Raw genomic sequence first — 18,262 nt, 5'->3', positions numbered from 1 at the left:
ACTTATGTTCTTTTTGACGAACCATAGCGGGAACACCCGACGGTTGCATCATGGAAATGCGATGCACCAACCCGCGATGCTCGGGCGATCCGGCGGGTAAAATAGACCTCCACCGTCGCCGCCAGGGCGAAGGCCGGAGAGACCAGCACAAGCGCAACCGCAGACAGGGCCAGCAGCACCATCATCGGGTCAAGCGCGCCGGGAACAGAGAACAGCATCAGTTTGGCATAGCATGGCAGATAAATCGCCGCCGCGATGGTGACGATGTGAAAGACCGGCCCGGTAAAGCGCGCAATGTCCTGGTGGATACGCTCCAACGTGACCAAATTCTGACGGTGCCACTGGGGCGACTGAATAACCTGCACTTCTATTCCCTCAATAATTCGATCCACGTGTGGACGTTTTCCATTTCGATCTCTTTTCCGTCGAGGAGCGACCGATACCAGCGCGCGACGATGGCACCGCGCTTTTCGCTTTTGATCCGGATGCCCTGTTCGGTGAGGAACCGGTCAAGCGAGGTTTCAAACGCTTCCAGCGCGTCGATGTCATGCTCGACGCGGGCCGCTTTGGTGCCGAGGAGAATCCAGTTCACATCCGATCCGAATTTGTCATGGATCGCGACCAGAGCCTCGATCGGCAGCCCGCGTTCACCCTTTTCGTAACTGTGATATGCCCGCAGCGAGACGCCGATTTCCTTGGCCATGTCGGTTTGCGAAAGCCCGATGTCACTGCGTGTGATCGCGAGCCTGGCCCCGACCCCAACAAACAAATCAGACGTTTCTCGCGCCATAAGCAGATTCCAATTGACGTTCGTGTCGTATTTAGCAAATATGCACAAAATGACACTTTTTCGCTTCTTTCGCCATCTGACCATGCCAGATGATGCGAAACAAGCGATTCCCTTCAACCACAGGCGAAGGAGGCTATTTTGGAACGAGAACGTCTGCTTTCACCCAAACAACTTAGCGAGATCGTTGGGCTAAGCCCTGCGCAAATTCGCGCGCTCATGAACGACGGACGGCTGGAGTTCGTCGAGATATCCTCGAAGACCAAGATGTTGACCATGAGCGGTTGGGAGCGGTTCCAGAGGAACGCGACGAGGGTGAAACGTCCTGATAGCGACCAGCCGCGCCTGCCCTTGGGCGAGCCGCAGCACCACAGCCTCTGACGGAAAGGGACACACCATGGCCATGCCCCGCGCGACCCTGACGCAGAGCGAATTGACACGATACCTCAAGGCGTACCGGGATGCAGGCATTCCGGTCGTGCGGTCCGAGATCAGCCGGGACGGCAAGGTTGTGATCTACAGCACTGAGAAGCAGATGGACGAGGTCAGCAACCCCTGGGATCGCCCGTGAAACGCCGTAAGCAGTTTCCTGGCGCAACGGCCTATTTTGACCGGCACGGGAAGCGGCGGTGGCGGTTTCGGAAGGGTGGATTCTCAGCTGAGTTGGGGAGCGACTACGGGTCCGAGGAGTTTGTCCGGCGATACGAAGACGCTGTAAATGGCCACAAGACGCGCGGGCTGATTGGGGCAGACCGGACCAAGCCCTACAGTGTCAGCCAGCTTGTCGCGCTTTGGTATCGCTCGCCCGAGTTCCTCGATCTCGCGCCAAGCACGCAGAGAGTCTATCGCGGGATTGTAGAGAAATTCCGGGAGGAGCATGGCGACAAGCCGGTGCGCTTGATGCAGCGGCGGCATGTGCAGACAATCCTGGCGGAGAAGGCCGAGACACCCACCGCGGCAAACAACCTGCGCAAGCGGCTGATCCAGTTGATGGATTTTGCGATCACGCTCGACTGGCGCGGTGACAACCCTGCACGCGCGACGAAGCCCTTTCGCGTTGGCGGTGACGGTTTCCATACTTGGGACGAGGATGAGTTGGCTCAGTTTTTCAAGGCCCACAAGCCCGGCACGCTTGCACATACGGCGGTGACGTTGATGCTCTATACCGGCGCGGCGCGTGTCGATGCGGTGAAGCTGGGGCCGAAGAACGTCCGCAACGGCAAGATCGAGTACCGGCGGCAGAAGACGCAACGCTCAGGCGGGGTGCTGGTTTCCGTGCCGATCCATCCGGACTTGGCGGAGGTTCTGGACAAGTTGCCGAAGGACCAGCCCTTCCTAGCCACCCAGAAGGGCACGATGCGATCCGCCGGTGGTCTGGGCAATCTCATGCAGCGATGGACAGAAGACGCGAAACTGCCCCAGTGCTCGGCCCATGGGCTGCGCAAGGCCTGTGCACGCCGTCTGGCCGAGGCCGGGGCTACTGCGCACGAGATCGGCGCGGTCACAGGGCATAAAACACTGGCCCTCGTGCAGCGCTACACCGAGGCCGCTGGCCGCGAAGGCATGGCCGATTCCGCGATTGAGAAACTGATCGCCCGCCCCAATGGCGAGCGCAATTTGGCGAACCTTTCCGAGAGGTTCGTCAATTCTGACACCAACCCCAAGCAGGGAAAGGATAATTTATGAGAAGTGGTGAGCCGTGCAGGATTCGAACCTGCGACCCACTGATTAAAAGTCAGTTGCTCTACCAACTGAGCTAACGGCCCACTATCTTTATGCTGTCTAAGCGAAATACTCCCGAAGGATCAAGCGCTTAATTCGCGTCGGTGTCGCTTGGCTTGGTCATCCATGCTGTCCCGATAGGCGGCGTATCTAGGGGGAGTACGGCGGGGGGTCAACCCCTTTTTTCAAGTTTATTGGCACAAGGCTGGATTCATCTTTGCGCGGGGTCTATATGCCCGCCATGAGCATGACAGAAAACATCGGTTTCCCCTTCATGAAGATGCACGGGCTGGGCAACGACTTTGTCGTTGTGGATGCGCGTGTGCAGGATATCGCGATCACGCCCGCGCTGGCGCAGGGAATCGCACACCGACAGTTCGGTGTGGGGTTCGATCAACTCGCTGTGATCTCAAACGGTGCAGGCGATGCGCATCTGACCTTCTACAATGCGGATGGCTCGACCTCGGCGGCCTGTGGCAATGCCACCCGGTGCATTGCCCGCCACCTGATGCTTGAGACCGGCAAGGATGCGCTGCACCTGACCACCGACCGCGGTGATCTGTATGCGCGCGATGCGGGCGAGGGCCTGACTTCGGTCAATATGGGCCAGCCGCAGCTGGACTGGCAGGAAATTCCGCTGGCCGAGGAGATGGACACGCTGGAGCTGCCGATCGAGGGCGGGCCGACGGCCACTGGTATGGGCAATCCCCATTGTACCTTCTTTGTCGAGGACGCCGATCTCATCCCGCTGGCGGAGTTCGGCCCGCGTTATGAGCATCATCCGCTCTATCCTGAACGTACCAACGTGCAGGTGGCCCATATTGTCGGCCCCGATCATATCCGTATGCGGGTGTGGGAGCGCGGTGTGGGCGTGACTCTGGCCTCTGGCTCCTCCTCCTGCGCCACAGCGGTTGCAGCGGCTCGCAGGGGGCTCACAGGGCGCCGGGTGCGCATTGACCTGGATGGGGGCACCCTGTGGATCGACTGGCGCGAGGATGGTGTCTGGATGACCGGCCCGACAATGCATGTCTTCAGCGGCACCCTCACCGCTGAATTTCTGGATTCGCTGCGATGACAGCGCCCAAGTTCACCACGCTTGGCTGCCGCCTCAACGCCTATGAAACCGAGGCGATGAAGGAACTGTCCCGCGCGGCGGGGCTGGAGGATGCCGTGGTGGTGAACACCTGCGCGGTGACGGCCGAGGCGGTGCGCAAGGCGCGCCAGGAAATCCGTCGCCTGCGCCGGGAAAACCCGGAGGCGCCGATCATCGTCACCGGCTGCGCCGCCCAGACCGAGCCCGAGACCTTTGCCGCGATGGAAGAGGTTACCCGCGTCATCGGCAATACCGAGAAAATGCAACCGGATACCTGGGCTGAGATCGCAAAGGGGCCTGATTTCATTGGCGAGACCGAGAAGGTTCAGGTCGATGACATCATGTCGGTTACCGAAACCGCAGGCCACCTGATCGATGGATTCGGCACCCGCTCCCGCGCCTATGTTCAGGTTCAGAACGGCTGCGATCACCGCTGCACCTTCTGCATCATCCCCTATGGCCGCGGCAATTCCCGCTCGGTCCCTGCCGGTGTGGTGGTGGATCAGATCAAGCGGCTGGTGGACAAGGGCTATAACGAGGTGGTGCTGACCGGGGTGGATCTGACCTCTTGGGGGGCGGATCTGCCTGCTGAGCCGAAACTGGGCGATCTGGTGATGCGGATCCTGAAACTGGTGCCGGATCTGCCGCGTCTGCGCATTTCATCCATCGATTCGATCGAGGTGGACGAGAACCTGATGCAGGCCATCGCCACCGAGCCGCGCCTGATGCCGCATCTGCACCTGAGCCTGCAGCATGGCGACGACATGATTCTGAAACGCATGGCCCGGCGCCATCTGCGCGACGATGCCATCCGGTTTGCTGAGGAGGCGCGCAAACTGCGCCCCGACATGACCTTTGGTGCCGATATCATTGCCGGTTTTCCGACCGAGAGTGAGGCGCATTTCGAAAACTCGCTGAAGCTGGTGACGGATTGCGATCTGACCTGGCTGCATGTCTTTCCCTACTCGAAACGGGAAGGCACGCCTGCGGCGAAAATCCCGAAGCAGGTGGATGGCAAGGTGATCAAGGAACGCGCTGCCCGTCTGCGCGCCGCAGGCGATGCGCAGGTTCAGAAACACCTTGCTGCGCAGGTAGGGCGCACGCATCGGATCCTGATGGAAAACCCCCATATGGGCCGCACAGAGCAGTTCACTGAGGTGACCTTCGAAGCGGCGCAGGATGAGGGGCAGATCGTGACTGCGGTGATCACAGGCGCCTCCAAGGGCCAGCTGACTGCCTGAATAATCGGCCCTCCCTGCGCCCCTTTGCGCGGGGATCAGTCCTTTGGCGTCCAGTCGGGTTGGCCTGCAAAGGAGAGCACGTCAGGGCCGAGTTGGTCCCAATGCGGCCGGTCGCGTGCAAATACGACGACTTCGATCTCCAGACCCTCCGCATCGTCCATCGTGCCAAGCGACAGGGTCAGGTGATCGGGGGTGCGGGTGTTCTGTCCGTAGATCGGGCATCCACAAGTGCCGCAGAACGCCTTGGTAACCTCTGAGGCCTTTGCGGACGGGTATCTGAAGGTGCTGACCTCACCGCTGATGGTGACCGCCTCTATCGGGAACATGGCGCCGACTGTGTGACCTGTCCCGCTGATCCTTCGGCATTCCTCGCAATGGCATTGCGCGACAACGCGCGGTTGCCCTGTTGCTACATAGGTGACGGCGCCGCAGAGGCATTTTCCGGTGTATCTGGTCATGGACAGACCCTAGAGGGCATGGCCGATGCTGCAACCACAAAGAAAAACCCCCGCCACTGGCGGGGGTTTTCTGTTTCTGCATCAGGGGAAGACCCGGTTTAGGAGGTCTTCTTGCCCTTGTGCGGCGCCCAGAGGCGTTTGTTGGTCAGGTACAGAAGCACCGACAGCACGGTCAGGATCAGCACGCCGACGAAACCGGCGGTCTGACGGGCCATCATTTTGGGCTCTGCGGTCCACATCAGGAAGGCCGCGACGTCCTGCGCCATGTGGTGCACGTCGTTGGCGTGACCGTCAGCGAATTCCACCTGCTCATCCGACAGCGGCGGCGCCATCGAGATCCAGCCGCCGGGGAAGGCGGTGTTGCCGTAGAAGGTGGTGCCTGCTTCTTCCTTGGTCTCACCGGTGTAACCGTCCAGCAGCGATGCGATGTATTCGGCACCGCCCATGCCTTTGAACAGCTGGTTCAGACCCGATCCGTAGGGACCGTGGAAACCGGCGCGCGCCTTGGCCATCAGGCTGAGGTCGGGGGCGCCGAGCGAGGTGTTCGCCGGGAAGTGATCAACCGGTTTTGCGGGGCGGAAATCGTCCAGCTCGGCATCGAACACTTCGAAGTTTTCAGCGGCGTAGGCGCGGACCTGATCCTCGGGCAGGCCGGGGCCGCCTTCGTCGGACAGGGTGCGCAGCGGCACGAACTTCAGACCGTGACAGGCCGAGCAGACCTCGGTGTAGATCTGCAGACCGCGTTGCAGCTGGTTCTGGTCATAGGTGCCAAAGGGGCCCTCGAAAGAGAACTGGAAGTCCTCCACGTGGCCGCTTCCGCCTGCCGCAAAACCTGCGGCAGGAATGAGCGCCAGAGCGAAGGCGGCACCGGTTGCGAGTTTCTTCAACATGGGTAGCTGTCCTTCTAGATTACTCGGCAGGAGTGGCTTCGCCGGATTTCTTGCCATAGTGGGCGTCGAAATCCTCTTCGATGGTGGCCGGCATTGCGGTTGGCTTCTCGATGACACCCAGCAGCGGCAGGATCACCAGGAAGTAGCCGAACCAGTAGGCCGATGCGATCAGCGAGAACGATGCATAGGGCTCTTCTGCGGGCATCGCACCCAGCCACATCAGGGCAAAGAAGTCGATGATCAGCAGGTAGAACCACCACTTGAACATCGGACGGTAGCGACCCGAACGCACGCGGCTGGTGTCCAGCCAGGGCGCCAGAGCCATCACCGCGATGGCACCGAACATGGCCAGCACGCCGAAGAACTTCGCATCGACGATACCGCCGGTGATGAAGGAGGCGATCTGAACCACCCAGACTTCGGAGGTGAAGGCACGCAGGATCGCGTAGAACGGCAGGAAGTACCATTCGGGAACGATGTGTGCAGGCGTCGCCAGCGGGTTGGCTTCGATGTAGTTATCGGGGTGACCCAGGTAGTTCGGCATGAAACCGACGACGGCCCAGAAGATCACCAGAACGATGGCCAGACCCAGGAAATCCTTGATCACGAAGTAGGGCCAGAACGGCAGGGTGTCTTTTTCGGCTTCTTCCTTGGAACCTTTACGGACATCAACACCGGTCGGGTTGTTGTTGCCGGTGGTGTGGAAGGCCCAGATGTGGACGATCACGAGGCCAGCAATCACGAAGGGCAGCAGGTAGTGCAGCGAGAAGAAGCGGTTCAGCGTCGCGTTGCCAACAGCGGGTCCGCCCAGCAGCCAGGTCTGGATCGGCTCACCGATGAACGGAATGGCGCCGAATAGGCCGGTGATCACGGTCGCGCCCCAGAAGGACATCTGACCCCAGGGCAGAACGTAGCCCATGAAACCGGTGCCCATCATCATCAGGAAGATCAGCATGCCGATGATCCAGGTGATTTCGCGGGGCGCCTTGTAGGAGCCGTAGAACAGGCCGCGGAAGATGTGGATGTAGACCGCGATGAAGAACAGCGAGGCGCCGTTTGCGTGCAGGTAGCGCAGCATAAAGCCGCCGTTCACGTCACGCATGATGTGCTCAACGCTGGCAAAGGCCAGATCAGCATGCGGAGTGTAATGCATCACCAGCACGATGCCGGTGGCGATTTGCAGCGCCAGGCAGAAGGCCAGAACGATGCCCCAGATCCACCACCAGTTCAGGTTCTTGGGGGTGGGGATCATGATTGTGTCGTAGATCAGACCGACGATGGGCAGGCGGCTGTGCAGCCACTTCTCTGCGCCAGTCTTCGGTTCGTAATGGTCGTGCGGAATACCGGACATGTGGCGTCTCCTTATCCCAGCTTGATGGTTGTGTCGTCGTGGAACTCGGCGACCGGTACGTGCAGGTTCTGCGGGGCGGGGCCTTTGCGGATCCGGCCTGCGGTGTCGTAGTGCGAACCGTGGCAGGGGCAGAACCAGCCGTTGAAGTCACCAGCGCCATCGCCCAGCGGCACACAGCCGAGGTGGGTACAGACACCCATCATGACCAGCCATTCGCCGGCTTCGTCCATGGTGCGGTTCTCGTCCGATGCGTCGGTGCCCGGCTTGTTCGGGTTTTCCGAGGCCGGATCGATCAGCGCGGACAGTTCAACCGCCCGGGCTTCGTCGATTTCGGCCTGGGTCCGGCGGCGGATGAACACCGGCTTACCAAGGAACATTACGGAAATCTGTGTTCCCACTTCCACGCCGCTGATGTCCACCATGATCGAGGACAGCGCCTTGACGTCAGCAGAGGGGTTCATCTGATTGACCAGGGGCCAGACTGCGGCACCTGCGGTGACTGCCCCGGCGCCGGCAGTGGCGTAGTAGAGGAAATCTCTCCGGGTTCCTTCGTTGTCTTCTGCGTGGGACACGAGGTTTTCTCCAATTCCAGCGCCCGTTTAGGGCAAACATGCGCATACACTGCAAGAAACCCGCAGTGCCTTATCGCGCGTATCTAGCGGGGAGAAGCCCTTTCGTCCAGCCGTGATATACGCGCCGTTGTGTCGCGTGGGCAGTTTCTTTTTACAGACTGTCACAAAAGCCACTGTTGTTTTGACAGGCCCATCCCCGGTCGCAGGCTGCGGTTCAGGCGGCTGGCGGCTGGGTGGCCTGCATCGAGGGACGCGATTCGAATTCCGCGAACCAGTCCGCCAGCGCCTCGTTGCCGTGGCGCCAGTTCGAGGTCGGGTGGCGGAAATCGAGATAGGCGAGGGCGCAGGCGACGGCGATCTGCCCCATGTCCAGCGGTCCTTTCAGATGCGCCATCCAGCGACTGTTGAGCGCCGAGCAGGCACCCAGCACTTTGCCTAGCTGAGCTTCGATCCAGTCTTCCCAGACCATGCCTTCGGGACGCAGACGCCGTTCATAGGTCATCAGGACCGCTGCATCCATCATGCCATCCGCGGTCGCCTCCAGCACCTTGGTATCCCAGGAACGCGCATAAAGATTGCTGCCCGCGCGATGGTCCAGATAGGCGCAGATCACCCGGCTGTCATAAAGGGTTGGCCCGCTGGCCCGGGTCAGCGCCGGGATCTTGGCCAGCGGGTTGCTGGCCTTCAGATCGTCGCTGGGGGCGATGGCCGTGGTGTGCACATCGACAATGTCCACATCCTCCAGCTGCTCGGTTTCATGCAGCAGCACCATGACTTTGCGCACAAAGGGCGAGGCGGGCGAGTGAAAGAGTTTCATGATGGACCTCCCAAGGTTTGCCGCCACCCTAGATCGCCAGCGGGACAATACAATGTGAAAAAAATCTGGGGCGCGCTGAAACTTTTTCGCGGCTGCTGCGTGATTTCGGGGTGAACCGACATTGGTTCGCCAATTCGAACGCTTGAAACACATCTCTTGGAAGGAGTTTCACAATGAAATCCGTTATTCTGTCTGCCGCTCTGGTAACCACTGCCGCCCTGTCCGCCCCGGTGCTCGCCGGTGGCCATATGAAGCCCATGGTCATGGCCGAGGATCAGTCGGTTGCAAACGGCATGGTCAGTGCCAGCCAGGTTGTGGCGCCCGCGAACGGCTGGCTGGTGGTGCACCGCACCAATGCCGACATGAAGCCGGGCCCGGTTGTGGGGCACGCGCCGCTGCGCAAAGGTGAAACCGCCGATGTCGCCGCCATCCTGACCGAAGAGGTCGCGGCAGGCGACATGCTGATGCTGATGGTCCACGGCGAGGACGGCGGCATGAAGACCGGCATGTTCGAATACACGCTTGGCGCCAAGGAAGACGGCCCGGTCAAGATGGACGGCAACCTGGTGATGACCGTCATCACCGCCAAGTAAAACAGACTTTGGCTGACCGCTGGCCAGATGCCTCCTTCTTGGTTGCAAGACTAAGAGCAGAGGCAGGGCACCCGGCGTTCTGCGCCGGGTGTTTTGACTTTCTGCACGACCTGTCTACCTAGATGGGAAATCAGGGCCGGGCAGATATGACAACACCAGCAGAGATCGAGACGATGATCGCACGAATCGCCCTGCGCGACCGGCGTGCTTTCGCAGCGCTCTATGATGCGACCAGTGCCAAGCTGTTCGGCGTCTGCCTGCGGGTGCTGAAAAACCGCGGCGAGGCCGAAGATACCCTGCAAGAGGTCTTTTTGCGGATCTGGGCCAAGGCGGATAGTTATGCGGTGACTGGGCACAGTCCGATGACCTGGCTGATCACCATCGCCCGAAACCTGTCGATTGACCGGCTGCGGTCCCGTCAGGCGCGGATGTCCGGTCAGGGCGACGGCGGCGATCTGCTGGAGCAGGTGCCGGACAGTAACCCCGGCCCCGAAGCCACTACCATTGCCCGGTCCGAGCAGGCCCGCATGAACGCCTGCATGGAGGAATTGCCGCAGGACCGTGCAGAGGCCGTGCGCGGCGCCTATCTGGAAGGAGACAATTACCAGACCCTGGCGGAACGTCACGGCGTTCCGCTGAATACGATGCGTACCTGGCTGCGTCGCAGCCTCCAGAAACTGAAAGAATGTCTGACCCGATGAGCGGCACCGATACCCCTCAGGCAGAGCCTCCCTTCGACGACGAGTTCCTCGCCGCCGAATACGTGCTGCATCTTCTGGATGCCGAGGCACGGCGCAGCTTTGAGGCGCGCCTGGCGGCGGAGCCTGCCCTGCGGGAAGAGGTTCATCGCTGGGAGGCGCATTTTGCCAGCCTTGCCGAAGAGGTACCCGAGACCGCGCCACCCGCCCGGGTGAAGGCGGCGCTGATGGCGCAGATCGACGCCGCGCCGGAAGGTCCAGAAGGCGTGCGGCGCATCTTCTCGGCCTGGCGCATGGGGCTTGGCGCGCTGGCGGCGGCGCTGGTTCTGGTGGCGGCGCTGGTGCTGGTGCCGATCCTGACGCGCCCGGATTTCTCACCGGCCTATCATGTTGATCTGGCCTCGGCCGATGGCGACCTCTTCGTGGCCGCCGGGCTCGATGCGGAGCAGAACCTGCTGCTGATCCGGCGTGATCAGGGCGCGCCGCGTCCCGGCCGGGCGCTGGAACTGTGGCTGATTGCCGATGGGGCCGAGGCGCCGGTCTCCCTTGGGGTGCTGCCGGATGAGAATGAGATTTTCGTGACCCTGCCTGCGGAGTTGGTGCAGCAGTTTGCCGGGGCGACTCTGGCGATCTCGGACGAACCAGAAGGCGGCTCGCCCACCGGTGCCCCCACCGGCGAGGTTCTGGCTGCGGCCGCCGTCGAGACCCTGTGATTGCTGCCCCGACCCGCGCGGGGCAGTCCGGGGATCAGGGGCGCATCATCCGGGCCAGATCATCCAGCTCGGCGCCAAAACCGGTGGTGATCTGATCCGCGACCGCCGTGCGGGCGGGCTCAGGCTTGTTCTGACTCAGCTTCCAGGTGCCCTCCACCGTTTCGATGCTGAGCCGCACCGGCACGATCATCCGCATCATCCGTTCCAGCGCCTCCGGTTCCATTTTGTCGCTGTGCCAGGGTGGTTTTGGCAGCAACCGCGCCTCGTAATACGCCGATTGCCGGTCCAGAAGATCCAGCAGTTCATCTTGCGGGCGCTGCTCCAGCCTGCCGGTCAGATGCACAGCCACGTAATTCCAGGTCGGCACCTGATCGGCCAGCCCGTACCAATCGGGCGAGACATAGCCATCCGGCCCGCTGACCGCCAGCCGCGCAGTCTGCGGGGATTTCAGCACCCGGGTGATCGGGTTCGACCGCACCAGATGCAGATCGGTAGAGGTGCCGTCTTCGCTTAGTAAGAACGGAACATGGCTGATCAGCGGCGCCTCTGCCGTGGAAACCGCCAGAACGCCAAAGGCGCGCGTCCGGGCAAAATCGAGATTCTGCGCGCGGTCTGCATCATGATAAATGGGATTGGGGTGCATATTGATCTCCTGACGTCGCGAACAGACTTGAAACACCGGCCCGCTGTTGGCAAGTTTCGCCTGTTCTCAGGGCGGGGCGAAATTCCCCACCGGCGGTATGCGGGGCGTGTCCCCGTCAGCCCGCGAGCGGCTTTTCGGGGCGTGAACCCACAGCCAATGAGGCGAACATCGGTTCCGGTGGCTTGGACAAGCGCGTCCACAGCCCGAAAAGTGGGAACCGGTTTTCGGATCAAGCTGTGGAGCAGTCAGGAAAGTGACAAGCAGATCTGGTGAGAGGCCAGAGCCGACGGTTATAGTCCGGATGGAAGAGAACGTGCGACAGGGACTGCCTTTTTCGGGGCGGGGCTCCTGCCGTTCGTTATCGCCTTGGGTGACGTGTCGAACCTATAGGAGATAACCATGACACACACCCGATATGCATTCATCAAGGCCAATTGGCACGCCGATATCGTCGATCGCGCGCTCGAAGGATTTCAGGAATTGATCCCGGCCGAGCAGATCGATGTTTTTGACGTGCCTGGCGCATTCGAGATGCCGCTGATGGCGCAGGAGCTGGCCAAGACCGGCCAATACGCCGCCGTGGCTTGCGCCGCGCTGGTGGTGGATGGCGGCATCTACCGGCATGATTTCGTTGCGCAGGCGGTCGTGGACGGGCTGATGCGTGCAGGAATGGACACCGGCGTGCCGGTGCTGTCCGTCTCGCTGACCCCGCATCATTTCCAGGAAACCGATCACCACATGGCGATCTACCGCGACCATTTCGTTCAGAAGGGCCGCGAGGCGGCGCAGGCTGCGCTGATGATCACCAAGACGCGGGAGCAGGCAAAGGGATTGGCGCAGGCTGCGTAAACCTTCGTATTTGTGACCAACAGCCTGCCGCTTCAGCGGCAGGCACGCGTCCGCCCGCCCCCATGGCGGGCGCGTTCCGCTCCCACCTCGGTCGGACGCTGAACTGTCCTTCTGAAAACAAACTACCCCAGATAAGCCTTCAAGGCAGGCGGCGGGTCGTCCAAAAGATCCGCCGTTGGCCGGGGCGGATGAGCCTGCCCCTCGGCCACCAGCACCACCTGATCGGCAATGCGCCGGGCGTCGCCGGGGTCATGGCTCACCATCAACAGCGTTGCGCCGCTCTCCGTTGCCAGTTCCGCCACCAGATCCAGCATCTCGGCCTTCAAGGCAGGACCCAGTGCCGCGAAGGGTTCATCCAACAGCAGGATATCCCGCCCCTGCACCAGCACCCGCGCCAGCGCGACACGGCTTTGCTGTCCGCCGGACAGGGCGGCAGGTTTGCGCGCCTCCATGCCTGAAAGGCCGACTCGCTCCAGCGCCTGCGCGACGCGGGCGTGTTCGGAATCGCTCAGTCGCAGGTTCGGATGCAGGCCCAGCCCGACGTTCTGCGCCGCAGTCAGATGCGGAAACAGATTGCCATCCTGAAACAGCATGGCGACCGGACGCTTGCCGGGCAATTGATCGCTGATATCGCTCTCTCCCCAGAGGATCCGCCCGCCGGAGAGGGGCAGAAACCCGGCGACGGCCTCGATGAGGGTGGTCTTGCCCGCGCCGGAAGGGCCGATGACCGCAACCCGCGCGCCGGGGGGAATCGCGAAATCAGCAGTCAGGATAAAGCCGCCATTGTCGATGCGGATATGTTCAAGCTTCAGCATGCCAGCGTCCTCCCCGGTCCAGGATCCAGAAGGCCCCCATCGACAGGCACAGCAGCACCAGCGCCGCGCCCGCTGCCGCCTGCATCTGGTAGGCGCCCATCAGCCGGTAGACCTGCAAGGGCAGGGTGGCGACCTCGGGATCGGCAAAAAGGGCGATGACTCCAAGATCCCCCATCGACAGCGCCGCCGCCAGCCCGGCGGCAAATCCGATCTGCGCCCGCATACGCGGCAGGACCACCCACAGGATAAAGGGTCGCCCGGTCATATCAAGAGAGAGCGCAAGCCGCCGGTGCCGGGTGATGACATCGCGGGCCGCCGGGATCAGGATCCGCATGGCAAAGGGCAGCGCCATCACCGCATTGACCAGCGCCGTCACTGGCAGCGCCAGCGCAAAGGGGCTGGCCACAGGATAGATCAGGATGAACAGCCCGGTGCCGATCACCAGCGGAGAGGCGGCAAGTCCCAGAAGTCCGGCGATCTCCATTGGCAGCGGGCGCCCCAGCGCCGCCGCCAGCGCCATCGGCAGTGCCAGCGCCAGCAGGATCAGGGTGCTGGCGCCTGCCACCAGGATTGAGGCCCCCGCGGCCTGCCAGACCGAGGCGGGCAGCGACAGCACTCCCGGCAGCCCCGACAGTACCACCGCCAGCAGCGGCAGGAGCAGGAACAGGGCGGCAAAGAGGATCCAGAAGCCATCAAAGCCGCGCGCCATGGCGCCGCGCCCGTCCCAGCGGCGCAGCATTCGGTCAAGCCCGCTGCCGAACCCTTCGCCCACCGGGGCGCGCAGGGCGATCATGGCCGCCAGCGCGGTCAGCAGCAATTGCACCGCCGACAACAGCGCCGCGCGGCCCAGATCGAAATCGAAACTGAAGGCCTGATAGATCGCCAGTTCAATGGTGGTGGCGCGCGGGCCACCGCCCAGCGTCAGGGCCACGGCAAAGCTGGAGAGGCAAATGGCAAAGACCACCGCCAAGGCGCCGGGTACGACGCGGGCCAGCATCGGTGCCTCCAAAAGCTGCCACATGGCGCGCGCGTCTGCGTCCAGTTGCGCGGCCAGACGAAAACGTTCGGCGGGGATCTCCTGCCAGCCTTGCAGGATCAGCCGCGTCGCCAGCGGCAGGTTGAAAAAGACATGGGCCAGCACAACACCGTGCAGACCATAGATGCTGAGGGGTTCAAGTCCGAACAGTCCCAGCGCATCGCTGACCCAGCCCGCGCGGCCAAAGACTGCGAGCAGGCCAAGGATAGCGACGATCACGGGCAGGATGAAGGGTGCGCCCAAAAGGGCGATCAGCAGGTTGCGCCCGGCAAAGCGTCGCCGTGCCAGCGCGCGGGCCACAGGCACCGCAAGGGCGACGCTGAACAGGGCAGAAAGGCTCGCCTGCACCAGCGTGAACCGCACCGCCGCCCAATCGGCGGTGACCAGCCCGCGCCCGGGTTCGGCGCGCAAGGCGACCGCTGCCAGCGTGCCAAGGATCAGCGCCGCCACCAGCAGGGCGGCGCCATATCCCGCAGCCGGGCTTAGCGGCTGAGCGCGCCGCGCCATTCGTCCAGCGCCGCATCACGCACAGCCGCAGCCTGATCGGCGGGCAGCAGCAGCGATTTCTCCGGGGTGATCAGTGTCTCAAATCCCGTGGGCAGACCGTCTTCGGGTGTCACCGCCGGATACATCCAATTGGTGGTGGGGATGACGGACTGAAAGGCATCCGAGACCATGAACTGAAGGAACTGATCGGCCAGCTCGGGCTGGTCGCTCGCGGCGAGTTTACCGGCGACTTCGACCTGCATGTAGTGCCCTTCGGCGAACGACGCGGCCGCCTTGCTGGCGTCCTCTTCAGCGATCAGGTGATAGGCGGGGGAGGTGGTGTAGGAGAGCACCATGTCGGCCTCGCCCTCAAGAAACATGCCATAGGCCTCGGACCAACCCTTGGTGACGGTGACGATATTGTCGGCAAGACCTTCCCAGATCGTCGGCGCCTCACCCCCGTAAGCGGCCTTCACCCACATCAACAGGCCCAGACCGGGGGTGGAGGAGCGCGGATCCTGGATCACGATCCGGGTGTCGCTGGCGGCCAGCGATTTGAAATCGCCCGGCACATCGGCATCCGCATTGTGGACAAAGGCGAAATAGCCCCAGTCATAAGGAACAAAGGTCGCGTCTTCCCAGGCGATGGGCAGATCGAACTCGGCGCTGACGGAATGATCCGCAAACAGGCCGCTGTCCTTGGCGGCGGCGGTGAGGTTGGTATCCAGCCCCAGCACCACATCTGCATCGGAACGGTTGCCTTCCAGCTTGATCCGCGCCAGCAGCGCGGCGCCATCGCCCGCGCCGACCAGTTTCAGATCGCAGCCGCAGACCTCCTCAAAGGCCTTCTCGACCGCAGGGCCGGGGCCCCAGTCCGAGACAAAGCTGTCGTAGGTGTAAACGGTCAATTCGGGCGTCTCGGCGAATGCCGCCGATGCGCCGAGCAGTCCCGCTGCAAAAACAGAATACTTCATGGCATCCTCCTTTGCGGCGATAGGCAAGGGTGGTGCCGTTGACGGGTCTTATCCATAACCTTCCCTCCGCCGGTGTTAGCCGGTTCAGGTTCAACGGGTGTGATCTCAGCGCCCTTGTGCGACGCACCCCGAGGTGAGCGGCAACCTAGGGCCCGGGGGCGGCAAAGACAAGGAAAGAGGGCGGCGGCGCGGATGTTTCGCGCGCGAAACAGGTGACCAGCGCCTTGCCGCAGCGTGCGCGGGACAGGCAACGCGGGCGCAATTGCACTTGAGCCACGCCCGCCCCGCCGCTAAGCACGGATCGCAAAGGAGACCGCCCCCATGTCGATGAACAGCTTTGGCCATCTTTTCCGCGTCACCACCTGGGGTGAAAGCCACGGTCCCGCGCTGGGTGCCACCGTCGATGGCTGCCCGCCGAACGTGCCGCTGGAGCCGGAGATGCTGCAGCAGTGGCTGGACAAGCGCCGCCCGGGTCAGAACAAGAACATGACCCAGCGCAACGAACCGGATGCGGTGAAGATCCTGTCGGGTGTCTTTGAAGGAAAATCCACCGGCACGCCGATCCAGCTGATGATCGAGAACACCGACCAGCGCTCCAAGGATTACGGCGATATCGCCCAGACCTTCCGCCCCGGTCATGCCGACATCACCTATTACCAGAAATACGGCAACCGCGATTATCGCGGCGGCGGACGGTCCTCGGCGCGGGAAACGGCGGCGCGGGTGGCTGCGGGCGGTGTTGCCCGCGAGGCGATCAAGGCGCTGGCACCGGGGCTGGAGATCAAGGGCTATATGGTCGCCATGGGCGAGATGGGCATCGACCGGGAACGGTTCGATTGGGACGCCATCGATCAGAATGATTTCTGGATCCCCGATGCGGGCGCTGTGAAAGACTGGGAAGACTACCTGCAGGCGTTGCGCAAGGCGCATGATTCCGTTGGCGCGGTGATTGAGGTGGTGGCGCGCGGCGTGCCCGCCGGGATCGGCGCGCCGGTCTATGGCAAGCTCGATACCGATCTGGCGGCGGCGATGATGTCGATCAACGCGGTCAAGGGGGTGGAGATCGGTGAAGGCATGAATGCCGCGCGTCTGAAAGGCTCGGAAAACGCCGATGAGATCTTCATGGGCAACGATGGTCAGCCGGTCTATTCCAGCAACCATGCAGGCGGTATCCTGGGCGGGATTTCCACCGGGCAGGATGTGGTGGTGCGGTTCGCGGTAAAGCCGACCTCGTCGATCCTGACGCCGCGCCAGTCGATCCGCAAGGATGGCAGCCCGGCCGAGGTGATCACCAAGGGCCGCCATGACCCCTGTGTTGGTATCCGCGCGGTGCCGGTGGCCGAGGCGATGATGGCCTGCGTGATCCTGGATCACCTGATGCTGCACCGCGGACAGATCGGCGAGAACCAGGGGAAGATCGGCTAGGAGCCACAGAGCCATGGGCGCGATCCTGTCGATCACCTTTCCGATCTATGCGGCGCTGGGCCTTGGCTACGGGATCGTCTGGAAAGGCTGGTTCACCCCAGAGGATATGCGCCGGTTCGGGGCCTATGTGCTGAACATCGCCCTACCGGCGCTGATCTTCTCCGCCGTGGCAGCGCGCAACCCGGCCGAAGTGTTCCAGCCCGGATACGTGCTGGCCTATGGTCTGGGCGGCATTGCCACCATCGCGGTTTCCTTCGTGCTGTTCACCCTGCGCGGCGTGGATCCGCGTCGCCGGGCGCTGGGCGTGATGGGATCGACCTGTCCCAACAACGGCTTTGTCGGCTATCCGATCATGCTGTTGACCTTTCCGGATCTGGCCGGGGTGATCCTGGCGCTGAACCTGCTGGTCGAGAACCTGATCCTGATCCCCACCTGCCTGCTCTTGATGGAACTGGCGGGCAGCACGCCGGGCCAGCCGCTGTTGCCGAAACTGCGCGGTATCCTGTGGAACATGGCGAAGATGCCGATGCTGATCGCACTGGCGCTGGGGCTTGTGGTTTCGGCCTCCGGGTTTGCGCTGCCGGGGCCGTTCCTGCGTTTTGTCGATATGCTGGCGGCCTCGGCCGGGGCGCTGTCGCTGGTGGTGATCGGTGGATCGCTGGTGGGGCTGCCGATGCACGGCAACCGCAGTCTTGCGGCGCAGATCGCGGCGAGCAAGCTGCTTTTGCACCCGGCGCTGGTGGCTGGCGCGGCGGCGGTGCTGCTATGGGCGGGTCTGGTGACGATGCCGAAAGAGTTGCACAGCGCGGTGATCCTGTCGGCGGCGATGCCGATGTTCGGGATCTATACGGTGCTGGCCCAGCGGCAGGGGCTGGAGGGCGCGGCGAGCCTCGCTATGCTGACCGCCACGAGCCTCGCCTTTGTGACGCTGACCGTTCTGTTGTGGCTGCTGGTTTGAGCTAAGTCTTTGGGGCAGGCGGAATACTCCCGCGCCCGCAGGGGGTCGGCTGCGCCAGCCCCCTTTCGTGCGGCCTTGGGCCGGGCGCTGTCCTTTGGACAGCGCAAGTGTAATTGCTGAGAGGTCCATTGAGGGGCAGAT

The 18,262-nt window shown here is 62.7% G+C and carries 22 protein-coding genes, 1 tRNA gene and 2 riboswitches; of the genes, 11 read left to right on the top strand and 12 right to left on the bottom strand.

What is annotated here, in order from left to right:
- Window positions 1-2: 2 nt before the first annotated feature.
- Both JL2886_RS10315 and JL2886_RS10310 read right to left on the bottom strand, forming a co-directional pair.
- The gene (locus JL2886_RS10315; RefSeq protein WP_133245380.1) at window positions 3-365 is read right to left on the bottom strand and encodes a hypothetical protein; all 363 of its coding nucleotides are present in this window, start codon (window positions 363-365) and stop codon (window positions 3-5) included.
- 2 nt (window positions 366-367) lie between these two features.
- Window positions 368-790, bottom strand: coding sequence for a helix-turn-helix domain-containing protein (locus JL2886_RS10310; RefSeq protein WP_065271920.1), 423 nt, complete (start codon window positions 788-790; stop codon window positions 368-370).
- 138 nt (window positions 791-928) lie between these two features.
- Here JL2886_RS10310 and JL2886_RS19445 point away from each other — a divergent pair, with 138 nt between their 5' ends.
- From JL2886_RS19445 to JL2886_RS10305, 3 genes are read left to right on the top strand one after another with little or no spacing between them, the layout of a single operon-like run.
- Entirely contained in the window at window positions 929-1,168 is a 240-nt protein-coding gene (locus JL2886_RS19445) for a hypothetical protein (protein ID WP_133245379.1), read from the top strand.
- Window positions 1,169-1,184: 16 nt separating this feature from the next.
- Window positions 1,185-1,358 carry a hypothetical protein gene (locus JL2886_RS19440; RefSeq protein ID WP_156767919.1) on the top strand — a complete coding sequence of 58 codons (174 nt, stop codon included), beginning with the start codon at window positions 1,185-1,187 and terminating at the stop codon, window positions 1,356-1,358.
- Complete coding sequence (locus JL2886_RS10305; RefSeq protein WP_065271919.1) at window positions 1,355-2,473, top strand: tyrosine-type recombinase/integrase; 1,119 nt, start codon at window positions 1,355-1,357, stop codon at window positions 2,471-2,473. The genes JL2886_RS19440 and JL2886_RS10305 overlap by 4 nt, the downstream gene beginning before the upstream one ends.
- A 4-nt stretch (window positions 2,474-2,477) precedes the next feature.
- Here JL2886_RS10305 and JL2886_RS10300 read toward each other — a convergent pair.
- Window positions 2,478-2,553 (bottom strand) — tRNA-Lys (locus JL2886_RS10300).
- Between the two features lie 188 nt (window positions 2,554-2,741).
- Here JL2886_RS10300 and dapF point away from each other — a divergent pair.
- On the top strand, window positions 2,742-3,584 hold the full coding sequence (gene dapF, locus JL2886_RS10295; protein ID WP_065271918.1) for a diaminopimelate epimerase: 843 nt from the start codon (window positions 2,742-2,744) through the stop codon (window positions 3,582-3,584).
- On the top strand, window positions 3,581-4,843 hold the full coding sequence (gene mtaB / locus JL2886_RS10290; protein ID WP_065271917.1) for a tRNA (N(6)-L-threonylcarbamoyladenosine(37)-C(2))-methylthiotransferase MtaB: 1,263 nt from the start codon (window positions 3,581-3,583) through the stop codon (window positions 4,841-4,843). The genes dapF and mtaB overlap by 4 nt, the downstream gene beginning before the upstream one ends.
- Window positions 4,844-4,878: 35 nt before the next feature.
- Here the strand turns inward: mtaB and JL2886_RS10285 are convergent, their stop codons facing one another.
- The 5 genes from JL2886_RS10285 to JL2886_RS10265 form a co-directional block, all read right to left on the bottom strand.
- Window positions 4,879-5,301 (bottom strand): GFA family protein, encoded by a 423-nt coding sequence (locus tag JL2886_RS10285; protein ID WP_082996052.1) that lies wholly within the window; start codon window positions 5,299-5,301, stop codon window positions 4,879-4,881.
- Between the two features lie 98 nt (window positions 5,302-5,399).
- On the bottom strand, window positions 5,400-6,191 hold the full coding sequence (locus JL2886_RS10280; protein WP_065271915.1) for a cytochrome c1: 792 nt from the start codon (window positions 6,189-6,191) through the stop codon (window positions 5,400-5,402).
- A gap of 19 nt (window positions 6,192-6,210) precedes the next feature.
- Window positions 6,211-7,542 (bottom strand): cytochrome b, encoded by a 1,332-nt coding sequence (petB, locus tag JL2886_RS10275; RefSeq protein WP_065271914.1) that lies wholly within the window; start codon window positions 7,540-7,542, stop codon window positions 6,211-6,213.
- 11 nt (window positions 7,543-7,553) lie between these two features.
- Window positions 7,554-8,114, bottom strand: coding sequence for a ubiquinol-cytochrome c reductase iron-sulfur subunit (petA, locus tag JL2886_RS10270; protein ID WP_065271913.1), 561 nt, complete (start codon window positions 8,112-8,114; stop codon window positions 7,554-7,556).
- A 214-nt stretch (window positions 8,115-8,328) separates the two neighbouring features.
- Entirely contained in the window at window positions 8,329-8,931 is a 603-nt protein-coding gene (locus JL2886_RS10265; protein WP_065271912.1) for a glutathione S-transferase, read from the bottom strand.
- 173 nt (window positions 8,932-9,104) lie between these two features.
- Between JL2886_RS10265 and JL2886_RS10260 the strand changes: the two genes are divergently transcribed.
- From JL2886_RS10260 to JL2886_RS10250, 3 genes are all read left to right on the top strand, one after another.
- Window positions 9,105-9,524: a DUF7282 domain-containing protein gene (locus tag JL2886_RS10260; RefSeq protein WP_065271911.1), complete on the top strand. Its 420-nt coding sequence runs from the start codon at window positions 9,105-9,107 to the stop codon at window positions 9,522-9,524.
- Window positions 9,525-9,670: 146 nt separating this feature from the next.
- A complete protein-coding gene (locus JL2886_RS10255; protein ID WP_065273636.1) occupies window positions 9,671-10,225 on the top strand; it encodes a sigma-70 family RNA polymerase sigma factor in 555 nt (184 codons plus the stop codon).
- Complete coding sequence (locus JL2886_RS10250; protein ID WP_082996051.1) at window positions 10,210-10,935, top strand: anti-sigma factor; 726 nt, start codon at window positions 10,210-10,212, stop codon at window positions 10,933-10,935. The genes JL2886_RS10255 and JL2886_RS10250 overlap by 16 nt, the downstream gene beginning before the upstream one ends.
- 34 nt (window positions 10,936-10,969) lie before the next feature.
- Here JL2886_RS10250 and JL2886_RS10245 read toward each other — a convergent pair whose 3' ends face one another.
- A complete protein-coding gene (locus JL2886_RS10245; RefSeq protein WP_065271909.1) occupies window positions 10,970-11,578 on the bottom strand; it encodes an FMN-binding negative transcriptional regulator in 609 nt (202 codons plus the stop codon).
- A gap of 58 nt (window positions 11,579-11,636) precedes the next feature.
- Window positions 11,637-11,895, top strand: a riboswitch (FMN riboswitch).
- 82 nt (window positions 11,896-11,977) lie between these two features.
- On the opposite strand from JL2886_RS10245, the gene JL2886_RS10240 reads away from it, so the two are divergent.
- Window positions 11,978-12,427, top strand: coding sequence for a 6,7-dimethyl-8-ribityllumazine synthase (locus tag JL2886_RS10240; protein WP_065271908.1), 450 nt, complete (start codon window positions 11,978-11,980; stop codon window positions 12,425-12,427).
- Window positions 12,428-12,549: 122 nt separating this feature from the next.
- Here JL2886_RS10240 and JL2886_RS10235 read toward each other — a convergent pair whose 3' ends face one another.
- Genes JL2886_RS10235 through thiB form a run of 3 tightly spaced genes read right to left on the bottom strand, consistent with a single transcriptional unit; the run spans window position 12,550 to window position 15,738 of the window.
- Window positions 12,550-13,242 (bottom strand): ATP-binding cassette domain-containing protein, encoded by a 693-nt coding sequence (locus JL2886_RS10235; protein WP_065273635.1) that lies wholly within the window; start codon window positions 13,240-13,242, stop codon window positions 12,550-12,552.
- Window positions 13,229-14,785 carry a thiamine/thiamine pyrophosphate ABC transporter permease ThiP gene (locus JL2886_RS10230; protein ID WP_065271907.1) on the bottom strand — a complete coding sequence of 519 codons (1,557 nt, stop codon included), beginning with the start codon at window positions 14,783-14,785 and terminating at the stop codon, window positions 13,229-13,231. The genes JL2886_RS10235 and JL2886_RS10230 overlap by 14 nt, the downstream gene beginning before the upstream one ends.
- Window positions 14,761-15,738 carry a thiamine ABC transporter substrate binding subunit gene (thiB, locus tag JL2886_RS10225; protein WP_065271906.1) on the bottom strand — a complete coding sequence of 326 codons (978 nt, stop codon included), beginning with the start codon at window positions 15,736-15,738 and terminating at the stop codon, window positions 14,761-14,763. Before thiB ends, JL2886_RS10230 begins: the two co-directional genes overlap by 25 nt.
- Before the next feature lie 44 nt (window positions 15,739-15,782).
- Window positions 15,783-15,879: riboswitch (TPP riboswitch) on the bottom strand.
- A 180-nt stretch (window positions 15,880-16,059) separates the two neighbouring features.
- Between thiB and aroC the strand changes: the two genes are divergently transcribed.
- Window positions 16,060-17,163: a chorismate synthase gene (aroC, locus tag JL2886_RS10220; protein ID WP_065271905.1), complete on the top strand. Its 1,104-nt coding sequence runs from the start codon at window positions 16,060-16,062 to the stop codon at window positions 17,161-17,163.
- 13 nt (window positions 17,164-17,176) lie between these two features.
- On the top strand, window positions 17,177-18,121 hold the full coding sequence (locus tag JL2886_RS10215) for an AEC family transporter (RefSeq protein ID WP_065271904.1): 945 nt from the start codon (window positions 17,177-17,179) through the stop codon (window positions 18,119-18,121).
- The last annotated feature ends 141 nt before the right edge of the window (window positions 18,122-18,262 follow it).

The sequence above is a fragment of the Phaeobacter gallaeciensis genome (genome assembly GCF_001678945.1).
GTDB classification, from domain to species: domain Bacteria; phylum Pseudomonadota; class Alphaproteobacteria; order Rhodobacterales; family Rhodobacteraceae; genus Phycobacter; species Phycobacter gallaeciensis_A.
This window is presented reverse-complemented; position numbering and strand designations above follow the sequence as displayed.

Bases quoted from the DNA above. Each gene is read 5' to 3' on its own strand.
- JL2886_RS10245 (WP_065271909.1), bottom strand. From the start codon at position 11,578: ATGCACCCCAATCCCATTTATCATGATGCAGACCGCGCGCAGAATCTC.
- JL2886_RS10255 (WP_065273636.1), top strand. From the start codon at position 9,671: ATGACAACACCAGCAGAGATCGAGACGATGATCGCACGAATCGCCCTG.
- thiB (WP_065271906.1), bottom strand. From the start codon at position 15,738: ATGAAGTATTCTGTTTTTGCAGCGGGACTGCTCGGCGCATCGGCGGCA.
- JL2886_RS10310 (WP_065271920.1), bottom strand. From the start codon at position 790: ATGGCGCGAGAAACGTCTGATTTGTTTGTTGGGGTCGGGGCCAGGCTC.
- JL2886_RS10260 (WP_065271911.1), top strand. From the start codon at position 9,105: ATGAAATCCGTTATTCTGTCTGCCGCTCTGGTAACCACTGCCGCCCTG.
- JL2886_RS10250 (WP_082996051.1), top strand. From the start codon at position 10,210: ATGTCTGACCCGATGAGCGGCACCGATACCCCTCAGGCAGAGCCTCCC.
- JL2886_RS10285 (WP_082996052.1), bottom strand. From the start codon at position 5,301: ATGACCAGATACACCGGAAAATGCCTCTGCGGCGCCGTCACCTATGTA.
- JL2886_RS10235 (WP_065273635.1), bottom strand. From the start codon at position 13,242: ATGCTGAAGCTTGAACATATCCGCATCGACAATGGCGGCTTTATCCTG.
- JL2886_RS10215 (WP_065271904.1), top strand. From the start codon at position 17,177: ATGGGCGCGATCCTGTCGATCACCTTTCCGATCTATGCGGCGCTGGGC.
- JL2886_RS10265 (WP_065271912.1), bottom strand. From the start codon at position 8,931: ATGAAACTCTTTCACTCGCCCGCCTCGCCCTTTGTGCGCAAAGTCATG.
- aroC (WP_065271905.1), top strand. From the start codon at position 16,060: ATGTCGATGAACAGCTTTGGCCATCTTTTCCGCGTCACCACCTGGGGT.
- dapF (WP_065271918.1), top strand. From the start codon at position 2,742: ATGCCCGCCATGAGCATGACAGAAAACATCGGTTTCCCCTTCATGAAG.
- mtaB (WP_065271917.1), top strand. From the start codon at position 3,581: ATGACAGCGCCCAAGTTCACCACGCTTGGCTGCCGCCTCAACGCCTAT.
- petB (WP_065271914.1), bottom strand. From the start codon at position 7,542: ATGTCCGGTATTCCGCACGACCATTACGAACCGAAGACTGGCGCAGAG.
- JL2886_RS10240 (WP_065271908.1), top strand. From the start codon at position 11,978: ATGACACACACCCGATATGCATTCATCAAGGCCAATTGGCACGCCGAT.
- JL2886_RS19440 (WP_156767919.1), top strand. From the start codon at position 1,185: ATGGCCATGCCCCGCGCGACCCTGACGCAGAGCGAATTGACACGATAC.
- JL2886_RS10280 (WP_065271915.1), bottom strand. From the start codon at position 6,191: ATGTTGAAGAAACTCGCAACCGGTGCCGCCTTCGCTCTGGCGCTCATT.
- JL2886_RS10230 (WP_065271907.1), bottom strand. From the start codon at position 14,785: ATGGCGCGGCGCGCTCAGCCGCTAAGCCCGGCTGCGGGATATGGCGCC.